Source organism: Pseudoalteromonas sp. GB56, assembly GCF_054923835.1.
The window spans coordinates 395,639-415,879 of sequence record NZ_JBPCHK010000001.1; the positions used below are offsets into that span (position 1 = coordinate 395,639).

A 20,241-nucleotide genomic window follows, 5' to 3' on the forward strand; every position below is an offset into this window, starting at 1 on the left:
TTTTTGATGTATTTTTTCGTCTTGTTATGTGAGCAGGGAAATCATGTCTGACAACACAACCACCGAACAACCAAATAATGCTATAGATAAAGCAGTCACCGATGGCGGCGCCTACGAAGTCATATGTGCGCGTCTGCAACAACAGTCGTCCAATCTAAAAGACAAAGTTGATGAACTAAACAATAAGCGTATTGACGAATTTGGCCAAACTCAGATGGAAATCATAGGTCGAGTTCGAGTACGCACGGAAAACAACTGCAATGCCCGCGATATTGCCCGCGTTGGCGATTATTTGGTTTTTGGTTACAACGTATTCATTGGTTTAAAGAAGGAAACCAGCATCGCTGATGTATTTAGTCTTTATCGACTAGAACAAAGTGATGAAGGGTATGAAATTAAAGAGGAATCCCTGCAAAATACCTTTTTAGATGATACCAATTTCAGACAAGAGTTTAATGAGCTCTACACCTATTACAAAGATGCCAAACTCATCCAGCTCACCACCCGAAATGAAAAACTCTTTGCCGTGTTTCAAATTGGCCGAGAAGTCACCGACGTGCGGGTATTTCGCTGGCACATAGAAAAAGATGGCGCTGCCAAATACATTGATAATCGTGGCGAACGTGACCTTCCTGAGCCAAATAAACATGATTTTGAATGGCATAAAGTAGGGCGTGAACATCATGTCTCTGGGCAGCATCCACATATCAATATTCTCGATACCGTATTTGTGGAAACTATCAATGGTAATTTCACCATAAAGGTCGAAAACAACACTGAGGATGGTTTGGGTATCTTCCAAGAGCCCGTTACAGAGAAAAACCAATCCCTCGCTGATGCAAATATTGAATTTACCCAAGTAGGCGTTTTGATCATATTGAAAGTGACGCCCTACAAGGAATTAGAAACACGCTACTATGTCTTCAATACCCGAAATCACCAAGTAAACAGAATTGATGCAATCAAAGATGCGTGTATTCAGTTACCAGAAGATCACGGCATCATTTTTCCAGGGGGTTATTATCTACAAAACGGAGAAACGAAGTCCTTCCCAGATAACATCAACGGCCTAAAGTTCAAGCGAGAAATAAGATCTCCCAATGGCGAAGACGTTTTGTATGTATTTTATGAACCAGAAGGTGGTCACATTGGCTTGTATTCATACAATTTGATCCGCAAAGAATTACAAAACCCAATTTACAGTCACGGTTACACCCTATTCGATGATGGTCGCGCGGTTATCTTCAATGCCGAAGCACAAGCCACTCGTGTTCATCCAATGCAAGTATGGCAAACCCCCTATTTTAGCCAACAGCACGCAGCAAAAACGCCTACAAGCCAGACGTTCTTCAGTAAAATAGGCAACAAAGAACTTGTTCGTGGTATCGCAGATTTACTGGGAATTTGCCGCTTAATCAACGATCCCACTCCAAGTCGCCACCTCTATGAAGATTTAATCAATGATAGTAAGCGCTTATTCGATTCATATTTTTGGCTGCAAAGTGAGGAACTGAATGGTTTAGGCGAGATACTCAAAACAATCACTAAAACCTCCGAATTAGTGATTGATGAATTCGAAAAAGTTGAATCCATCCGCGCACAGGCTACAAAAGCGCTCAGCAATGCCCAGCAGCAAAAGCAGCAATTACTGGCACAGATCCGCCCCACTGATTGGCATGACCCAGCGCAATACATCAATCATTTAGGGGAGTTGCGAAAGCTTCGTGGTCACCTTATTACGCTCAAAGAACAAAGGTATATTGATAACGACCTTCTGGCGCAATTAGACGATGCGGTTTTAGATGCATTTAATGACTTAAGTGAACAAACCATCTCATTTTTATCCAAAGAGAAAGCGCTATCGCCCTACTTGGATAAGATTGATGAGCTCGAGCAAAATATTGCTACCGTCGAGCAAGTGCTCTCGATAAAACCCATCGCTGAAGAACTAGAACAGCAATCAAGCGGACTTGATCTGCTCAGTGAAATATTAAATTCTCTTAAAGTCGAAGACGCAACGCTACGAACCGCCATTCTAGATGATATTTCTGAAATCTACGGCAAACTAAACAAAGTCAGAGCACTCGCTCGAAACAGACAAAAGGAACTCGGCTCTAGCGAGGCAAAAGCAGAGTTTGCGGCACAATTTAGGCTATTTTCTCAAAGTATCACCAATGCCTTAGGACAAGCTGACACCCCAGAAAAAACGGATGAGCAGTTATCGCGGTTGTTGGTACAACTCGAAGAACTAGAAAGTAAGTTTGGCGAATTTGATGAGTTCCTCGGCGACATCATGTCTAAACGCGAGGAGCTGCACGAAGCATTCGAATCTCGTAAACAAACTTTAATGGACCAACGCCAAAAGCGCGCAAGTAAACTAGGCGATGCTGCGAAGCGCATAGTCGAAGGGGTAACACGACGTACAAATTCATTCACTGATGCAGACCAACTGAATACCTATTTTGCATCTGACCCCATGGTCTCCAAAATCGCACAATTGGCGCAGCAACTACGGGAGCTAGATGACCAAGTTAGGGCTGATGATATCGAAGCTCAGCTCAAAGCTGCCAAAGAGCAGGCCATACGCTCGCTTAGAGATAAACAAGACATCTATGAGTCTGGTGGGGCCGCTATCAAGCTCGGTAAACATCGATTTAGCGTTAATACCCAACAGTTAGATCTAACGCTACTCGCTAAAGATGGCAAAATGCTTGCTCACCTTATCGGCACTGATTACTACGAAGAGTTGGACAGCGCTGAACTAGTGGAGTTAAAGGAATTCTGGGAGCAAGACCTAAAATCCGAGAACGCTCGGGTAGCGCGATTTGAATACCTCGCGTTCCAAATTATGAAAGATGCTGAACAGGGCATAGGCGGCTTAACGTTGGCAACTTTGTTTAACGCCATCGCCACCACTGATGCTGAGGAAGATTTAAAGAAAGTAGTGCAAACCTATGCTTCACAGCGTTATCAAGAGGGGTATGAAAAAGGTATTCACGATGCCGATTGTATTGCCTTGTTAAAAGGCCTATTGCCTGTTTATAAACATGCAGGGCTACTGCGATTTTCCCCTATTTCGCGCGCACTTGCTTTGCTCTTTTGGAGTAAAGGTTGTAACCAAACTAAGCGTAAAACACAGTGGCAACAGCAAGCGCGAAGTGCCCAACTACTCTATGAAACGCTCGGCAGTAGCAACGGATTTACGCACCTAAATGAATTGGTAAGCGCTGAAATATCAGTGTTTTATCGCGATATTGGTTTAGAAGTGACTACGGCAGACATTAAAGACGCAGCTCACTACTTGTGTGAAGAAATCACTGCCGACTGTGTCAAATTTGTGACCAGTAACAAGGCGCAAAAGCTCAAAGATGTATTGGAAAAACAGTTATCCAAACATTCCCGCACTATTGACGATATCGTCGATGCAACGGGGGGGTTGGCACAACAATGGCATTTATTAGAATCTTGGGTCAGCGCGCTGATTGAACAAGCAAAACTTGAAGGCTTTGCACATTATATTCCCGAAGTGATTGCTTTACTGCTTAAAAACGTCAATACAGAAATTCAGCGCAGCAGCGCCAATCTGGATATTGAGCTAGATAATTTATTGAGCGATCACGACAACATCAAGCAAGGGAAAATGGTCATTCACCTTGATGAATATACACAAAGACTCAGCACCTTTTGCGAGCACGATGTCAAAGGCTTTGAAGCCTATCAACGCAACCGCTTAAACGTCATCGAACGCACTAAATCATCACTCAAGCTGGAATCATTTAAACCTAAGCCGCTGAGCTCTTTTGTGCGAAACCGTCTAATCGATGAAGTCTATCTGCCCATAATTGGCGATAATCTCGCAAAACAAATGGGCACCTTAGGCGATAACAAACGCACCGACCTTATGGGGTTACTGTTGCTTATCTCTCCTCCAGGTTATGGTAAAACCACGCTAATGGAATACGTGGCAGACCGTTTAGGATTGATTTTCATGAAGATAAATTGCCCATCACTGGGCCATGAAGTCACCTCCATCGACCCAGCAAGTGCGCCCAATGCGACTGCCCGCCAAGAATTAGAGAAACTTAATCTGGGGCTTGAGATGGGCAATAACGTGATGCTGTATTTGGATGACATCCAACATACGGATCCCGAATTCTTGCAAAAATTCATATCCTTGTGTGATGGTACAAGACGGATAGAAGGTGTGTGGAAAGGACAAAGCAAAACATACGATATGCGCGGCAAAAAATTCTGCGTATGTATGGCTGGTAACCCTTATACGGAATCCGGTGACGTATTTAAGATCCCAGACATGCTGGCCAACCGTGCTGATATCTACAACCTCGGCGATATTCTCGGCGGTAAAGAAGAACAGTTTGCCCTTAGCTACATCGAAAATGCACTGACCTCAAATGAGGTTCTTGCCAAATTAGCACTTAGAGATATGCAGGATGTTTATAAACTAGTGGCGATGGCAAAAGGACAAGAAGTCAGTGCCTCGGATCTAAGTTACAGTTATTCAACTGCAGAGATAAGCGAGATGGTCGCCGTGCTTAAGCGCCTATTGGAAATACAAAAAGTGGTGCTAAAAATAAACCTTCAGTACATAGAATCCGCCGCACAGGCAGACGAATACCGCACCGAGCCGCCATTCAAGCTGCAAGGCAGCTATCGAAATATGAATAAAATGGCAGAAAAGGTCTCGGCAGTCATGGACGAAAATGAGTTAATGCAGCTCATTGCCGACCATTATATTGGAGAAGCGCAAACCTTGACCTCAGGTGCACAAGAAAACTTGCTAAAATTAGCTCAATTACGTGGACGCATGACAGAGCAGGAACGGCTACGATGGCAAGATATTACCGCTAAATACCAGCGAAAACAGGAGGTTGCAGGTGCAACTGATCCAGCAATGTTGGCCGTGACTCAACTGTCTAAGCTCGCAGCGTCAATAGATGATATTGGTAAACGCTTTATTAGTAATAAATCGATTGATAACAATTAAATGATCAAAATAATAAACTCAAACTGAGCCCACAAACTGTGGGCTTTTTTTACTGACCAAAAATATTTCCTTTTATCCCTATTCAGTGATGAATACGGCCAGCTCCCGCTTACTCATTCTCTTACAGTAAATACTCATTTATTAGTAAGGGTTTCAAATGTCATCTTCACATCTATTTAGAGAATTACATACACAACCTCAGCCGTTATTGATAGCTAACTGTTGGGATCCATTATCCGCATTAGTGATTGAACAATCTGGCGCGCAAGCAGTGGCTACAACAAGCTGGGAATGTCCAATCACCAAGGGCTGGTGGACGGCGAACAACTCACATTCGAGCAGGTATTCAATGCCGTAAAAGCCATTTTAAAGGTGATCAACATTCCGTTGAGCGTCGATATTGAAGCGGGTTATAGCCTTAATCACCATGACATTATTAATAACGTGCTAGCGTTGGCGAAGTTGGGAGTAGCTAGTATTAATATCGAAGATAAACCCAGCCAAGATAACGTATTAAGAGATATAGAGGAGCATACAAGGTTATTAAAAACATTGAAAAATGCGCTAAGCGATCATGGCTTTGCTGATTTTTTTATTAATGCGCGATGTGATTCTGTGTTTCCAAGAAAGTTGGCATAAGTCACAATTACTTACTCGTGCCAAAGCATATCAAGAGGCCGGCGCGGATTGCTTCTTTATACCGGGATTAACGGATCCCACTGTCCTTAAAGAATTAACCCATGCATTGATTATCCCCGTTAATGTGATGGTGCTACCACAATTTTGCGACTTGGATCAGTTCAAACAACTAGGGATAAAACGCATTTCAACGGGAAACGCCCTGAGTGACTTCCTCCTAACACAACTTGAATTAGGAATTCATACGATCAATCACTCACAAAACCTCAGCTTTTTATTTGAAAATACCGTCAAAACCCATTTTATTTCAGCCTAACGACACTGCGGATCATTGTTTTTACCCACAAAAACACATGATCCGCTGAATTTTTTGAACGTAAAAACAGCAAACGTGTAAAAAACGTAGTGTTTATAGATATTTTAGATCTAATAAAGTTCTTTTTAGATTTAAATAAAACGCGATTTTCTGCGGATATGATCATTATCCACATGCATTTCATGCACACCCCAACCTCTGCTACTAAAAGTCCTTAAAACACCCAATATGATGAACGGGTTTACCATTTTAACCTTAGCTTATCGACTTTTTATCAACAGCTTAAATTAAAATTAAAACTATATATATCATATGGTTATTATTTTAATGAACAGTATTGTGATGATTAAACAATTCACAATCTATGAGATCAATTGAGCATATTTACAGATCAGGTATCATGAGCGGCAATTATTACAGAGCGTAACAAGCATGAGTCAGCTGGAAATTATTATTGGAAGCCAAATGGGCGGCACTGAATATGTCGCAGAACATCTTGATAACTTACTAAAAGATCAAGGTATTACTAGCCAATTACACGAACAGCCTGATCTCAATGACATCAACATTGATGCGACTTGGTTGATCTGCACATCCACTCACGGCGCTGGTGACTACCCAGATAATTTACTGACGTTTATTGATCAGCTTACAGCACACACAACCTTAAATCAGATCCAATTCGCAGTTATTGGCGTCGGTGATTCAAGTTACGATACCTTTAATTATGCAGCTAAGAACTTAGTAGCGTTATTAAAAAGCAAAGGTGCTAAAGAATTACTCCCGCATTTAGAAATAGATGTATTAGCAGATGATTTGCCGGAGGATACAGCAGAAAATTGGTTGCCTGAGCTAATCAATGTGCTTGAAAAAGGTAAATAGATCTTACCCAAAAGTTATTCACAAAATATGTAGAAGTTAGATCTGATTGTGGATAAAATCTTAGTATCTTGCGATCTGGTATATGATTATGCACTTGATAAGATCTAACGCGATTTGGCCTGTGAATAAAAGGGCGAGTTGATCAGAGGTTTTAAGCCCGTAGATCCGATCATATCTACAGGTGATTAGATCGGATAACTTAATGGTTAATATATGTTTTTTATGGTTATCAACAGATATGGGTGACCTTAATAGTAGATCTAATTAAAGATTTCTTTAAAGATCCTTTATTTTATATATGATCACCTTTTAGATCTTGAGTACTATTTAACCGTTTCCCTTCCCTCAATTTCTAGGTAAAATAGCTCCCCTTTTGAATTACACCGGTTGTAGGAAAACGTTTAATGATCTTCCATGAACATTTTGATGTCATTGTTGTAGGCGGCGGCCATGCTGGAACTGAAGCGGCATTAGCTTCTGCACGTATGGGTATGAATACCCTTTTGTTGACTCATAACATGGATACTTTGGGGCAAATGTCTTGTAACCCTGCGATCGGCGGCATTGGTAAAGGCCACTTGGTCAAAGAGATCGATGCGCTTGGCGGTGCAATGGCAAAAGCGATCGATAAGGGCGGCATTCAATTTCGCACACTCAATTCATCGAAAGGCCCAGCTGTGCGAGCTACTCGTGCACAAGCGGATCGCGCTTTGTATAAAGCTGAAATTCAAGCTATCTTACAACGCCAAGAAAACCTCAAGATCTTCCAACAATCGTGTGATGATCTCATCGTTGAAGGTGAAACCGTTAAAGGTGTGGTAACCCAAATGGGTCTTAAGTTCAGCGCTAACAGTGTTGTGCTTACAGTTGGAACTTTCTTAGGTGGCCAGATCCATATAGGGTTAGAAAACTTTAAAGGGGGTCGCGCAGGTGATCCGCCTTCAATTGCATTGGCACAACGTTTACGTGAATTGCCATTTCGTGTTGATCGCCTTAAAACAGGCACACCACCACGTATTGATGCACGTACGGTTGATTTTTCAAAGATGCAAACTCAACCAGGTGATACACCAACACCAGTATTTTCATTCATGGGCAAAGTGGAAGATTACCCACAGCAGATCCCGTGCTATATCACCTACACCAATGAAAAAACCCACGAGATTATCAACAATAACTTGCACCGCTCACCTATGTATTCCGGTGTGATTGAAGGCATTGGTCCACGCTACTGCCCTTCGATTGAAGATAAAATTGTTCGTTTTGCTGATAAAGATAAACACCAAATTTTCGTTGAGCCTGAAGGCTTAACGTCTTATGAGCTATACCCTAACGGTATTTCTACAAGCTTACCGTTTGATGTGCAGATGGATATCGTGCGCAGCATTACCGGATTTGAAAATGCACATATTTGTCGTCCTGGTTATGCCATAGAGTATGACTTTTTCGATCCACGCGATCTCAAGCCGTCACTAGAAACTAAGTTTATCAATGGTTTATTCTTTGCCGGCCAGATCAACGGTACTACAGGTTATGAAGAAGCCGGTGCGCAAGGCCTAATCGCAGGTATGAACGCAGCACTGCAGGTTCAGGGCAAAGATGCGTGGACACCACGTCGTGATGAAGCCTACACGGGTGTACTAATCGATGATCTCGCTACTTTAGGTACCAAAGAACCGTACCGTATGTTCACATCGCGTGCTGAATATCGTTTGTTACTTCGTGAAGATAACGCGGATCTACGTTTAACGGCTAAAGGTCGTGAGCTAGGTTTAGTGTGTGATGAACGCTGGAGTGCGTTCAATGAAAAGCTTGAAGTGATGGAACAAGAATCTCAGCGTATCCGCTCTACATGGATCCATAAAGATCATCCAGCGCTTAATGCAGTAAACGATCTGCTGAAAACGCCATTAACTCGCGAAGCTAGTTTGGAAGATTTGATCCGTCGTCCTGAAATTGACCATAAAGACCTTTACGCTATTAAAGGACTTGAGTCACCATCAGATAACGAGCAAGCGCTTGAACAAGTCGCGATTCAGACCAAATATGCGGGTTATATTGCGCGCCAGCAAGACGAGATCTCAAAGCAGATGCGTCATGAACAAACGCTATTGCCAAAAGAATTTGATTACTCGCAAGTTTCAGGTCTATCAAATGAAGTCGTTGCCAAACTTAGCGATGCGCGCCCTGATACAATTGGCCAAGCTTCGCGTATTTCTGGTATTACTCCAGCCGCTATTTCGCTATTATTGGTGTATCTCAAGAAGCAAGGTATGTTACGCAAATCTGCGTAACCAAAGGCAAGCGTGTTAGAAAACAAATTCAAACAACTGCTGGCGCAAGCCAGCATCTCTTTGAGCGAGCAGCAAATTCAACAACTGCTCGCTTATGTCGCTTTGTTAGACAAATGGAACAAGGCCTACAACCTCACTTCAGTGCGTGACCCTAAAGACATGTTGGTTAAGCACATAATGGATAGTCTTGTCGTCGCAGAACATCTCAAGGGTAAACACTACATCGACGTAGGTACCGGCCCAGGTCTACCAGGCATGGTGTTGGCGATAGCATTGCCAGATACTGAGTTTGTACTGCTTGATAGTTTGGGCAAACGTGTCACTTTCTTAAAGCAAGTAAAACATGAACTTGGCCTAAAAAATGTAACCCCAGTGCAGAGTCGAGTTGAAGAATATCAGCCAAGTGTTAAATTAGATGGTGTGCTATCTCGTGCATTTGCCTCAATTGATGATATGTTGCATTGGTGCGCGCATTTGATTGATCAGGACGGCCGCTTTTTGGCGCTCAAAGGTCAATATCCAGAACAGGAATTAGCAAATTTGCCTGATGGATTTAGTTTTGAGCAAAATATTGAGCTGTCAGTGCCTGAGTTGGAAGGCGAACGCCATCTTATAATTCTAAAAAAAGATTAATTGGCAGAGGATCACCGTGGCTAAAGTCATTGCAATTGCAAATCAAAAAGGAGGCGTGGGTAAAACCACCACAGCCGTGAATTTGGCGGCCTCTATGGCTGCGACCAAACGTAAAGTGTTGCTCATCGACCTTGACCCTCAGGGTAATGCGACTATGGGAAGCGGCGTCGATAAGTATGACGATGTAGCCACTGTGTATGACTTACTCATCGAAGAAAAGCCATTTGACGAAGTCGTTATCAAGCAAACATCAGGTGAATATCACTTGATTGCTGCCAATGGTGACGTGACTGCCGCGGAAGTAAAACTGATGGAGCTATTCGCTCGAGAAGTACGCTTGCGCAATTCACTCGAAAAAATTCTTGGTGAATACGAATATATTTTCATCGATTGTCCGCCATCTCTAAATATGCTCACTGTTAATGCGATGGCAGCAGCCGACTCTGTGCTGGTGCCAATGCAATGTGAATACTATGCACTGGAAGGGATCACCGCCCTGATGGGAACCATTGAGCAATTAGCGACATTGGTTAATCCTAAATTACAGATTGAAGGCATTTTGCGAACCATGTACGATCCGCGTAACCGCCTTGCCAACGATGTATCTGAACAACTCAAACAGCATTTTGGTGATAAGGTCTACCGAACTGTCATTCCTCGCAATGTTCGCCTTGCAGAAGCACCAAGCTTTGGTGCACCGGCCATGTATTATGATAGAGCCTCTGCTGGCGCTAAAGCATACCTTGCTTTGGCTGGAGAAATACTGCGTCGAAAAGAAAAACAAACTCCTGCAGTCGCCTAAATCTTAGAGGTAAGCAAATCAATGTCTGCTAAAAAACGTGGATTAGGACGGGGCCTAGATGCCCTACTCACGTCATCGAAGCCCGCTGTGCAAGCGTCTGCCCAGAGCACCGAAGATGGACCAAGTGAAAGCGCTGTAAAAGGCGAATTACAAAAACTGCCTATTGAATATTTACAGCCGGGTAAGTACCAGCCGCGTAAAGACATGTCGGAAGATGCGTTGGAGGAGCTTGCCAGCTCAATCCGAGCGCAAGGTATTATCCAGCCAATCGTTGTTCGCCAGATTGACACGAGCAAATACGAAATAATTGCTGGTGAACGTCGTTGGCGCGCGGCACAAATTGCTAAATTAGATGTGGTGCCTTGTTTAATCAAGGACGTGCCTGATGAAGCGGCCGTTGCTATTGCACTGATTGAAAACATTCAGCGTGAAGATTTAAATGCGATGGAAGAAGCTATTGCGCTTGAGCGACTGATTGAAGAGTTTGCACTTACACACCAACAAGTGGCTGATGCCGTCGGTAAATCACGTACTACAGTAACCAACTTATTGCGTCTGAACAACCTCAATGACGATGTAAAAATCATGTTAGAACATGGTGATATCGAAATGGGTCATGCACGTTGTTTACTTGGTTTATCAGGTGAATTGCAGTCAGAAGCGGCTCGAACTGCGGTTGCTAAAGCATTGACTGTGCGCGAAACAGAAAAATTAGTACGCTCAATCTTAGAGCCAGCTGAAAAACCCGAAAAGAAAGAAAAAGACCCAGACGTCAAACAGTTAGAGCAAAAACTCCAAGATAACTTAGGTGCTAAGGTGGAAATCAACTACAACCAAAAGGGTAAAGGTAAGTTGGTGATTTCTTATACAAATTTAGATGAGCTTGAAGGTATTCTAGAGCGTATTGACCCACAGCTAAATCAGTCCTAACGATTCCCCTCTCGCCCCCGTGTTTTCGGGGGTGAAATTGTCACAATTTCATCTTGCTCAAGTTGCAAATCAGCCAGAAATAAGTATAATTTCGCCAGTTTTAGCACCCTAATCAAAATTAACGTAATCAAGGTTAATAAAAAGTGACGCAAAGGTTAGCAGGCCCATACCGCCGCGCCGCATTAAAAGGCGTTCTTTTTCAGGGTGGCGTAGCAATCATCGCTGCAGTAATAGTTTTAGTTGGTTGGGAAGTAGATGCCGCGTTATCAGCTTTGGCTGGTGGACTGGTGGCGGTACTCCCCAATTTTTTGTTTGCTGTCTATGCGTTCCGTTATGTGGGCGCGAGCAAAGCAAAACAAGTGTATGCCTCATTTAAAAGAGGCAACGGATTAAAATTTTTGCTAACGATTTTTATGTTCGCGCTGATATTTAAGCTTTATCCGGTAGTTGCACTGCCGTTTTTCTTCAGCTTCATATTAGTGACGTTCGCACAGTGGTTAGCGCCGATTTTTTTTAATCATTAACTTTTGGGATAAAACATGGCTGCAGGTGAAGAACTTACCTTAACGGGTTACATCCAGCACCATTTAACTAACGGTCAAATTAGTATTGGCGACGGTTGGTTTTGGAAGCTGAATGTAGACACCCTCGCATGGTCAATCGGTCTAGGACTGATTTTCTTATGGATCTTTAAGCGCGCTGCAAATAAAGCAACGCTTGGCGTTCCAGGGAAATTTCAGTGCTTTGTCGAGATGGTCGTAGAATTCGTTGATCAAAACGTGAAAGACACCTTTCACGGTAAAAGTCGACTAATCGCTCCTTTAGCTCTAACGATTTTCGTTTGGGTTTTCCTCATGAACTTAATGGACTTGATCCCTGTTGATTTCCTTCCTGCATTAGCAGGTCAAATCGGCGTATTGTCAGGTGCTGTAGAGAGTTCTCACGATGTTTACATGAAGGTGGTACCAACAACCGACCTTAACCTAACGCTAGCGCTAGGTATCGGTGTGTTTATGCTTATTATCTTCTACTCGATTCGTGTTAAGGGTTTGATGGGCTTTATTAAGGAGCTAACGCTTCACCCATTCAGCTCTAAAAACATGGTTGTTCAAGCGCTATTTATTCCGGTGAACTTCGTACTAGAGTTCGTAACGCTAATCGCAAAGCCGGTTTCATTGGGCTTACGTTTATTCGGTAACTTGTATGCGGGTGAACTGATCTTCATTCTAATTGCAGCAATTGGCTTATTCCAATTACCACTGCATTTTGTATGGGCAGTATTCCACATCTTGGTAATCGTGTTGCAAGCATTCATCTTCATGATGCTGACAATTGTATACCTGAGCATGGCGTCTGAAGACAGTCACTAAGAACCGGCTCAAAAAGATTTTTTAACTTTAACTTTAATCATTTACAAATATATTGGAGACAATAATGGAAATCGTACTAGGCCTTAAATATATCGCTGTTGCCCTACTTATCGGTTTTGGTGCCCTTGGTACTGCTATCGGTTTCGGTAACCTAGGTGGTAAATTCCTAGAATCAGCTGCTCGTCAGCCTGAGCTTGCACCACAACTACAAGTTAAAATGTTCATCGTAGCTGGTCTTATCGATGCGATCGCTATGATCGGTGTAGGTATCGGTCTATACCTATTGTTCGCTGCTTAATTTTAGATAAGACATTTAACGCGAACATAAATTGACTTGTAAGGAGGAGCGGACGTGAGTTTAAACGCCACTCTAATTGGTGAATTAATCGCTTTCATCGTTTTTGTATGGTTCTGCATGAAGTTCGTGTGGCCACCACTAAACGGTGCAATCGAAGCTCGCCAAAAGAAAATCGAAGATGGTTTAGCTGCCTCTGATAAAGCTGAAAAAAATCTTGAGCTTGCTCGTAAAAAAGCAACCGAGCAACTTAAAGAAGCTAAAGCAGAAGCTGCTGATATCATTGAGCAAGCTAAAAAGCGTGCGACGCAAATCGTTGACGAAGAGACTACTCGTGGTCACGAAGAGCGTGAAAAAATCATTGCTCAAGGTCACTCAGAAATTGAAGCCGAGCGTAACCGTGCAAAAGAAGATTTGCGTAAGCAAGTTGCTTCTCTAGCGGTTATCGGTGCTGAGAAGATCTTAGAGCGCGAAATCAATGAAGCCGCACACAGCGACATAGTTGAAAAACTAGTTGCCGAGCTTTAATAGGAGGGTATGAGCATGTCTGAACTGACTACTATCGCTCGCCCATACGCTAAAGCGGCTTTTGAATTTGCCGTTGAAAAAGGCGCAGTAGACGCATGGAACGAGATGTTGTTCTTCGTTGGTGAAGTAGCCAAGAATGAACAAGTTGCTCAGTTTCTGTCGAGCAGCGCCTCTGCTGAAAAACAAGCTGAAACAATGATTCAGATTTGTGCAGAGCAACTCAACGAATATGGCCAAAACCTAGTAAAGGTGATGGCCGAAAATGGACGTTTGGTCGCCCTACCGGCGGTTGCACAATTATTCGCTGATTTTAAAGCGGATTATGACAAAGAAATCGACGTTGACGTTGTTTCTGCAACCGAACTTGCTGCAGCGCAGCAAGAGAAATTAGCCGCGGCACTTGAAAAACGTTTCGCACGCAAAGTTAAGCTGAATTGTAGTGTTGATAACACGGTTGTTGGTGGTCTGGTAATTAGAGCCGGCGACACCGTAATCGATGGCAGTATCAGCGGCAAACTGAGCCGACTGGCCACTACACTACAATCGTAATTGGGAAGAAGAGCATGCAACTTAATTCCACTGAAATTTCTGATCTGATCAAAAAACGTATTGAGCAGTTCGAAGTTGTAAGTGAAGCTCGTAACGAAGGTACTATCGTATCTGTTACTGACGGTATCATCCGCATCCACGGTCTAGCTGACTGTATGCAAGGTGAGATGATTGAGCTTCCTGGCAACCGTTATGCTATCGCACTAAACCTTGAGCGCGACTCAGTAGGTGCAGTAGTAATGGGTCCATACGCAGACCTTAAAGAAGGCGTAAAAGTACAATCTACTGGTCGTATCCTTGAAGTACCTGTTGGTCGTGGTCTACTTGGTCGTGTTGTTAACACACTGGGTGCTCCTATCGATGGTAAAGGTGCTCTAGATAACGACGGTTTCGAACCAGTTGAAAAAATCGCACCAGGCGTAATCGAGCGTCAATCAGTAGATGAGCCAGTACAAACTGGTTATAAATCTATCGATGCGATGATTCCAGTTGGTCGTGGTCAGCGTGAGCTTGTAATCGGTGACCGTCAGACTGGTAAAACTGCACTAGCTATCGATGCAATCATCAACCAAAAAGGCACAGGCGTTAAGTGTGTGTACGTAGCGGTTGGTCAAAAAGCATCTACTATCGCTAACGTAGTACGTAAACTTGAAGAGCACGGTGCACTAGAGAACACGATTGTTGTTGTTGCATCTGCTTCTGAATCAGCAGCGCTACAATTCCTAGCGCCGTTCGCTGGTTGTACTATGGGTGAATACTTCCGTGACCGCGGTGAAGACGCACTAATCGTATATGATGATCTTTCTAAGCAAGCTGTTGCTTACCGTCAGATCTCACTACTACTTAAGCGTCCACCAGGCCGTGAAGCATACCCAGGTGACGTATTCTATCTTCACTCACGTCTTCTAGAGCGTGCATCACGTGTAAACGCTGATTACGTTGAGAAGTTCACTAATGGTGAAGTGAAAGGTAAAACAGGTTCATTGACGGCATTGCCAATCATTGAAACTCAAGGTGGTGACGTTTCTGCGTTCGTACCTACAAACGTTATCTCTATCACCGACGGTCAGATCTTCTTGGAAACTGACTTGTTCAACGCAGGTATCCGTCCAGCTGTTAACGCTGGTATCTCGGTATCTCGTGTAGGTGGTGCAGCGCAAACTAAAATCGTTAAGAAACTAGGTGGTGGTATCCGTCTAGCGCTAGCTCAGTACCGTGAACTAGCAGCGTTCTCTCAGTTCGCTTCTGACCTTGACGATGCCACTCGTGCACAGCTTGAGCACGGTGAGCGCGTAACAGAGCTAATGAAGCAGAAACAGTACGCACCAATGTCTGTTGCGGAAATGTCTCTGTCGCTATTTGCAGCTGAAAAGGGCTATCTAAAAGACATCGAAATTCCGAAAATCATGGATTTCGAAGATGCTCTAATCTCTTACGCAAACAGCACATACGCAGAGCTAATGGCTCAAATCAATGAAACTGGTAACTACAACGCCGAGATCGAAGCGCAGCTAAAAGAACTTCTTGAGAAGTTCAAGTCTACGCAAACTTGGTAATTAGTTATGAACGGTGAGTTTTAATTTAAAACTCACCCAGATTCGGAGAAAGAGTCATGGCCAGCGGAAAAGAGATAAAAAGCAAGATCGGGAGTATCAAGAATACTCAGAAGATCACTAGCGCGATGGAAATGGTTGCCGCTTCTAAAATGAAGAAGGCGCAAGACCGTGTGGCTTCAAGCCGTCCATACGCTGAAAACTTACGCAAAGTGATCGGTCATGTTGCTAATGCTAGCCTCGAATATCGCCATGCCTATTTGGAAGAGCGAGAGGTCAAGCGCGTTGGTTATATCGTCATCTCTACCGACCGTGGTTTATGTGGTGGCTTAAACTCTAACGAGTTTAAGAAAGTAGCTTTAGACGTTAAAGCGTGGAAAGAAAAAGGCGTATCTGCGGATTTCGCTGTACTAGGTAGCAAAGCTGCCGGCTTCTTCCAGCGTTTTGGTGGCTCGCTACAAGCCAAAAAATCAGGTCTAGGTGATGCGCCTTCAGTACAGGACGTTATTGGTCCAGTAAAAGTGATGCTTGATGCATACAACGAAGGCAAAATAGACCGCTTGTTCGTTGTTTACAATAAATTTGTAAACACCATGAAGCAAGAACCAACAATCGATCAATTGTTGCCTTTGCCGAAAACAGAAAGCGAAGAACTAGCACACCGCTGGGACTACATTTATGAGCCAGATCCAAAAGCAATTTTGGAAACACTAATGGTTCGCTTTGTGGAATCTCAGGTATACCAAGGTGTGGTTGAAAATGCTGCCTCTGAACAGGCTGCCCGTATGGTTGCGATGAAAGCCGCAACTGATAACGCAGGCGACCTAATGGATGAGTTACAGCTTGTTTATAACAAGGCTCGTCAGGCCGCAATCACACAAGAAATCAGTGAGATTGTTGGCGGATCAGCAGCAGTTTAATGCTTCGGGCAAAGATTAACGAGAGGAATAGACATGAGTTTAGGTAAGGTCGTCCAAATTATCGGCGCCGTTGTGGACATCGAGTTTCCACAAGAAAACGTGCCAGCCGTATATGACGCACTAAAAGTAACAGATGGCGACTTAGCAGGTCTGACACTAGAAGTTCAGCAGCAGCTAGGTGGCGGTGTGGTACGTGGTATCGCACTTGGTACTACTGACGGTCTACGTCGTGGTACAGCAGTAGAAAACACAGGTGAAGCGATCAAGGTTCCAGTAGGTAAAGCTACTCTTGGTCGTATCATGAACGTACTAGGTGAAGCAATTGACGAAGCTGGCCCAATCGGCGAAGAAGAGCGTATGTCAATTCACCGCGAAGCACCTTCGTACGAAGATCAGTCAAGCTCGGTAGAACTACTAGAGACTGGTATCAAAGTAATCGACCTTGTTTGTCCATTCGCTAAGGGTGGTAAAGTTGGTCTATTCGGTGGTGCTGGTGTAGGTAAAACCGTAAACATGATGGAACTTATCCGTAACATCGCGATCGAGCACAGCGGTTACTCTGTATTCGCAGGTGTTGGTGAGCGTACTCGTGAGGGTAATGACTTCTATCACGAAATGAACGATTCAAACGTACTTGATAAAGTATCGCTTGTATACGGTCAGATGAACGAGCCACCGGGTAACCGTTTACGTGTTGCTCTTACAGGTCTTACTATGGCTGAGAAGTTCCGTGACGAAGGTCGTGACGTTCTTTTCTTCGTAGATAACATCTATCGTTACACGCTTGCGGGTACTGAAGTATCAGCACTACTAGGTCGTATGCCTTCAGCGGTAGGTTACCAGCCAACTCTTGCAGAAGAGATGGGTGTACTTCAGGAGCGTATCGCGTCTACTAAGACTGGTTCAATCACTTCAATCCAAGCGGTATACGTACCTGCGGATGACTTGACTGACCCATCTCCAGCAACTACGTTTGCTCACTTAGATGCGACAGTTGTACTTTCTCGTGATATCGCAGCACTAGGTATTTACCCTGCTGTTGACCCACTAGATTCAACTTCACGTCAGCTTGATCCGCTAGTAATTGGTCAAGAGCACTACGACACAGCTCGTGGCGTTCAGACAGTACTACAGCGTTATAAAGAGCTTAAAGACATCATCGCTATCCTAGGTATGGACGAGCTGTCTGATGAAGATAAGCAAGTGGTATCACGTGCTCGTAAAATCCAGCGTTTCCTATCTCAGCCGTTCTTCGTTGCTGAGGTATTCACAGGTTCACCTGGTAAATACGTATCACTAAAAGACACCATTGCTGGCTTTAAAGGCATTCTAAACGGTGAGTTCGACGACATGCCAGAGCAAGCGTTCTACATGGTTGGCTCAATCGAAGAAGCGCAAGAAAAAGCTAAAAGCATGTAATTAGGAGGGGAGTATGGCAGCTATGACCGTACATCTTGATGTGGTAAGTGCAGAAGGAAAAATTTTCTCTGGACGTGTAGAAACCCTTCAAGTGACAGGTAGTGAAGGTGAATTGGGTATTTACCCAGGTCACGCGCCTCTACTAACTGCCCTTAAACCTGGTATGGTGCGTTTAGTTAAGCAACTAGGTGGTGAAGAGCTCATCTACGTTGCAGGCGGTACACTTGAGGTTCAACCTCACAACGTTACCGTGTTGGCTGATACTGCAGTTCGTGCTGAAGAGCTAGACGAGCAAGCAGCAGAAGCAGCTATTCGCGATGCGCAAGAGCAAATGGATAAAGCACAAAGCGGTGAGTTGGATTACCAACAGGCTGCAGTGCAACTTGAAGAAGCGCTTGCGCAACTTCGTGTTATCCGCCAATTGCGTAATAGCTAATCGCTATCGACCGAAAAGGTTTGTAAAAACCCACGCCTCCAGCGTGGGTTTTTTTATGCCTGTTCGTTCTATGTTCACGTCATTGCAGTTACAATATTGCTAATTTGTACACAATGGTACAGTTAAAAGGTTGGTGTCTACGATTAAGTATCACTTTACCAAGACACAGGAAGTGCGGGTTTAAAACCTCTAACTAGACTAAGTGGCAGTTGATGTGAAAAAAGGATTATTAGAATGAATTTAACCACCGTAATTTTGGCTGCGGGTAAAGGCACTCGCATGCGCTCAAAACTTCCTAAAGTTTTACACCCGATTGCAGGTAAGCCGATGGTGCAGCATGTCATCGATAACGCCAAAGCGCTTGGTGCTAAACACACTAACCTCGTCTTTGGCCACGGCGGTGAGATGCTTCAAGAGCAACTAACAGGCAATGAGCTTAATTGGGTATTACAAGCCGAGCAGCTGGGTACGGGTCATGCTGTTGCAGTGGCCAAAGAGCACATTAGCGATAATGACACGGTACTCATTCTTTATGGCGACGTACCGCTGACAAAAAAATCAACTCTGGAAAAGTTATTAGCGGTGACACCACAGCAAGGTCTTGCGGTACTGACCGTCGATTTAGCAAACCCAACGGGTTATGGCCGCATGCTACGTGAAAACGGCAAGCTTGTGGGTATCGTGGAGCAAAAAGATGCCACACCTGAGCAGCTAGCTATCACTGAAATCAACACCGGCATTATGGCGTGTAACGGCGGCCTTCTGAAAAAGTGGCTTGGCAATCTTTCTAATAACAATGCGCAAGGTGAGTACTACCTGACCGATATCGTGGCTATGGCTCACGCTGAAGGTGTGGAAATAAGTTCGAGTCAACCTGACCACCCAATGGAAGTTGAAGGCGCTAACAACCGCGTACAGCTCGCTCAGTTAGAGCGTGCCTATCAAGCTTGGCAAGCCGAAGAGCTGATGATCAATGGCGCGAGTCTTGCTGACCCTGCCCGTATTGATGTGCGTGGCACCGTCACCACAGGCCAAGACGTGCAAATCGACGTGAACGTTATTTTTGAAGGTGACGTAGAGCTAGGTGACGATGTCATCATTGGCCCCAACTGTGTGCTTAAAAACTGTAAAATCGGCGATGGCGTGGTAATTAAAGCAAATACTATGATTGAAGATGCCACTGTAGCTGCTAAATGCACCCTTGGTCCTTACGCACGTTTACGCCCAGGTGCGGTCATGGAAGAAGACTCGCACATTGGTAACTTCGTTGAGATGAAAAAATCACGTCTTGGCAAAGGTTCTAAGGCGAATCACTTAACCTATTTAGGTGATGCGCAAATCGGTGAGAAAGTAAACATTGGAGCGGGCACAATCACCTGTAATTATGATGGTGTGAACAAGTCGCAAACCATTATTGGTGATAACAGCTTCATCGGTTCTAACTCATCGTTAGTTGCGCCTGTTGAGATCGGCCACACAGCGACAATTGGCGCAGGTTCTGTAGTAACCACGAATGTCGGTGACAACCAGCTCGCTGTAGCGCGCGGTAAACAACGCAACCTCGATGGTTGGCAGCGCCCAGTGAAGAAGAGTTAAGTGCCCTCGTGGTGAATTATCTGAGCCGCTTTTCTAGCGGCTTTTTCATATCTGTTGATATAACAATTGTCACA

17 protein-coding genes and 1 pseudogene are annotated in these 20,241 nt (G+C 44.0%); all 18 read left to right on the plus strand.

Translation table 11 applies throughout. The features are described from left to right. Window positions 1–43 precede the first annotated feature (43 nt). The 18 genes and pseudogenes from ACH19P_RS01870 (at window position 44) to glmU (ending at window position 20,167) form a co-directional block, all read left to right on the plus strand. Entirely contained in the window at window positions 44–5,005 is a 4,962-nt protein-coding gene (locus ACH19P_RS01870) for a DNA repair ATPase (protein ID WP_462156830.1), read from the plus strand. A 157-nt stretch (window positions 5,006–5,162) separates the two neighbouring features. Continuing rightward, window positions 5,163–5,644 (plus strand): annotated as a pseudogene (locus tag ACH19P_RS01875) (isocitrate lyase/phosphoenolpyruvate mutase family protein). Continuing rightward, on the plus strand, window positions 5,580–5,960 hold the full coding sequence (locus ACH19P_RS01880) for an isocitrate lyase/phosphoenolpyruvate mutase family protein (RefSeq protein WP_462156831.1): 381 nt from the start codon (window positions 5,580–5,582) through the stop codon (window positions 5,958–5,960). The pseudogene ACH19P_RS01875 and the gene ACH19P_RS01880 overlap by 65 nt, the downstream one beginning before the upstream one ends. Before the next feature lie 432 nt (window positions 5,961–6,392). Continuing rightward, window positions 6,393–6,842 carry an FMN-binding protein MioC gene (gene mioC / locus ACH19P_RS01885; RefSeq protein WP_462156832.1) on the plus strand — a complete coding sequence of 150 codons (450 nt, stop codon included), beginning with the start codon at window positions 6,393–6,395 and terminating at the stop codon, window positions 6,840–6,842. Between the two features lie 404 nt (window positions 6,843–7,246). Continuing rightward, complete coding sequence (gene mnmG, locus ACH19P_RS01890; protein WP_462156833.1) at window positions 7,247–9,136, plus strand: tRNA uridine-5-carboxymethylaminomethyl(34) synthesis enzyme MnmG; 1,890 nt, start codon at window positions 7,247–7,249, stop codon at window positions 9,134–9,136. A gap of 12 nt (window positions 9,137–9,148) precedes the next feature. Then, entirely contained in the window at window positions 9,149–9,769 is a 621-nt protein-coding gene (rsmG, locus tag ACH19P_RS01895; protein ID WP_462156834.1) for a 16S rRNA (guanine(527)-N(7))-methyltransferase RsmG, read from the plus strand. A gap of 16 nt (window positions 9,770–9,785) precedes the next feature. Then, window positions 9,786–10,571, plus strand: a complete 786-nt coding sequence (locus ACH19P_RS01900; protein ID WP_347391431.1) for a ParA family protein — start codon at window positions 9,786–9,788, stop codon at window positions 10,569–10,571. Window positions 10,572–10,592: 21 nt separating this feature from the next. Further along, complete coding sequence (locus ACH19P_RS01905; protein ID WP_462156835.1) at window positions 10,593–11,501, plus strand: ParB/RepB/Spo0J family partition protein; 909 nt, start codon at window positions 10,593–10,595, stop codon at window positions 11,499–11,501. A 143-nt stretch (window positions 11,502–11,644) separates the two neighbouring features. After that, the gene (locus tag ACH19P_RS01910) at window positions 11,645–12,025 is read left to right on the plus strand and encodes an ATP synthase subunit I (RefSeq protein WP_462156836.1); all 381 of its coding nucleotides are present in this window, start codon (window positions 11,645–11,647) and stop codon (window positions 12,023–12,025) included. Between the two features lie 15 nt (window positions 12,026–12,040). Further along, window positions 12,041–12,871 carry a F0F1 ATP synthase subunit A gene (gene atpB, locus ACH19P_RS01915; protein ID WP_462156837.1) on the plus strand — a complete coding sequence of 277 codons (831 nt, stop codon included), beginning with the start codon at window positions 12,041–12,043 and terminating at the stop codon, window positions 12,869–12,871. A gap of 64 nt (window positions 12,872–12,935) precedes the next feature. Then, window positions 12,936–13,169 (plus strand): F0F1 ATP synthase subunit C, encoded by a 234-nt coding sequence (gene atpE, locus ACH19P_RS01920; protein WP_105201180.1) that lies wholly within the window; start codon window positions 12,936–12,938, stop codon window positions 13,167–13,169. A 54-nt stretch (window positions 13,170–13,223) separates the two neighbouring features. After that, the gene (atpF, locus tag ACH19P_RS01925) at window positions 13,224–13,694 is read left to right on the plus strand and encodes a F0F1 ATP synthase subunit B (protein ID WP_462156838.1); all 471 of its coding nucleotides are present in this window, start codon (window positions 13,224–13,226) and stop codon (window positions 13,692–13,694) included. 15 nt (window positions 13,695–13,709) lie between these two features. Continuing rightward, window positions 13,710–14,243, plus strand: coding sequence for a F0F1 ATP synthase subunit delta (gene atpH / locus ACH19P_RS01930; protein WP_462156839.1), 534 nt, complete (start codon window positions 13,710–13,712; stop codon window positions 14,241–14,243). Between the two features lie 14 nt (window positions 14,244–14,257). Further along, window positions 14,258–15,799 carry a F0F1 ATP synthase subunit alpha gene (atpA, locus tag ACH19P_RS01935; RefSeq protein ID WP_462156840.1) on the plus strand — a complete coding sequence of 514 codons (1,542 nt, stop codon included), beginning with the start codon at window positions 14,258–14,260 and terminating at the stop codon, window positions 15,797–15,799. Window positions 15,800–15,855: 56 nt separating this feature from the next. Then, a complete protein-coding gene (gene atpG / locus ACH19P_RS01940; protein WP_462156841.1) occupies window positions 15,856–16,716 on the plus strand; it encodes a F0F1 ATP synthase subunit gamma in 861 nt (286 codons plus the stop codon). Between the two features lie 33 nt (window positions 16,717–16,749). Further along, window positions 16,750–18,135 carry a F0F1 ATP synthase subunit beta gene (gene atpD, locus ACH19P_RS01945; RefSeq protein WP_462156842.1) on the plus strand — a complete coding sequence of 462 codons (1,386 nt, stop codon included), beginning with the start codon at window positions 16,750–16,752 and terminating at the stop codon, window positions 18,133–18,135. 13 nt (window positions 18,136–18,148) lie between these two features. After that, window positions 18,149–18,571, plus strand: coding sequence for a F0F1 ATP synthase subunit epsilon (locus ACH19P_RS01950; RefSeq protein WP_462156843.1), 423 nt, complete (start codon window positions 18,149–18,151; stop codon window positions 18,569–18,571). Between the two features lie 234 nt (window positions 18,572–18,805). Next, the gene (glmU, locus tag ACH19P_RS01955; RefSeq protein WP_462156844.1) at window positions 18,806–20,167 is read left to right on the plus strand and encodes a bifunctional UDP-N-acetylglucosamine diphosphorylase/glucosamine-1-phosphate N-acetyltransferase GlmU; all 1,362 of its coding nucleotides are present in this window, start codon (window positions 18,806–18,808) and stop codon (window positions 20,165–20,167) included. The last annotated feature ends 74 nt before the right edge of the window (window positions 20,168–20,241 follow it).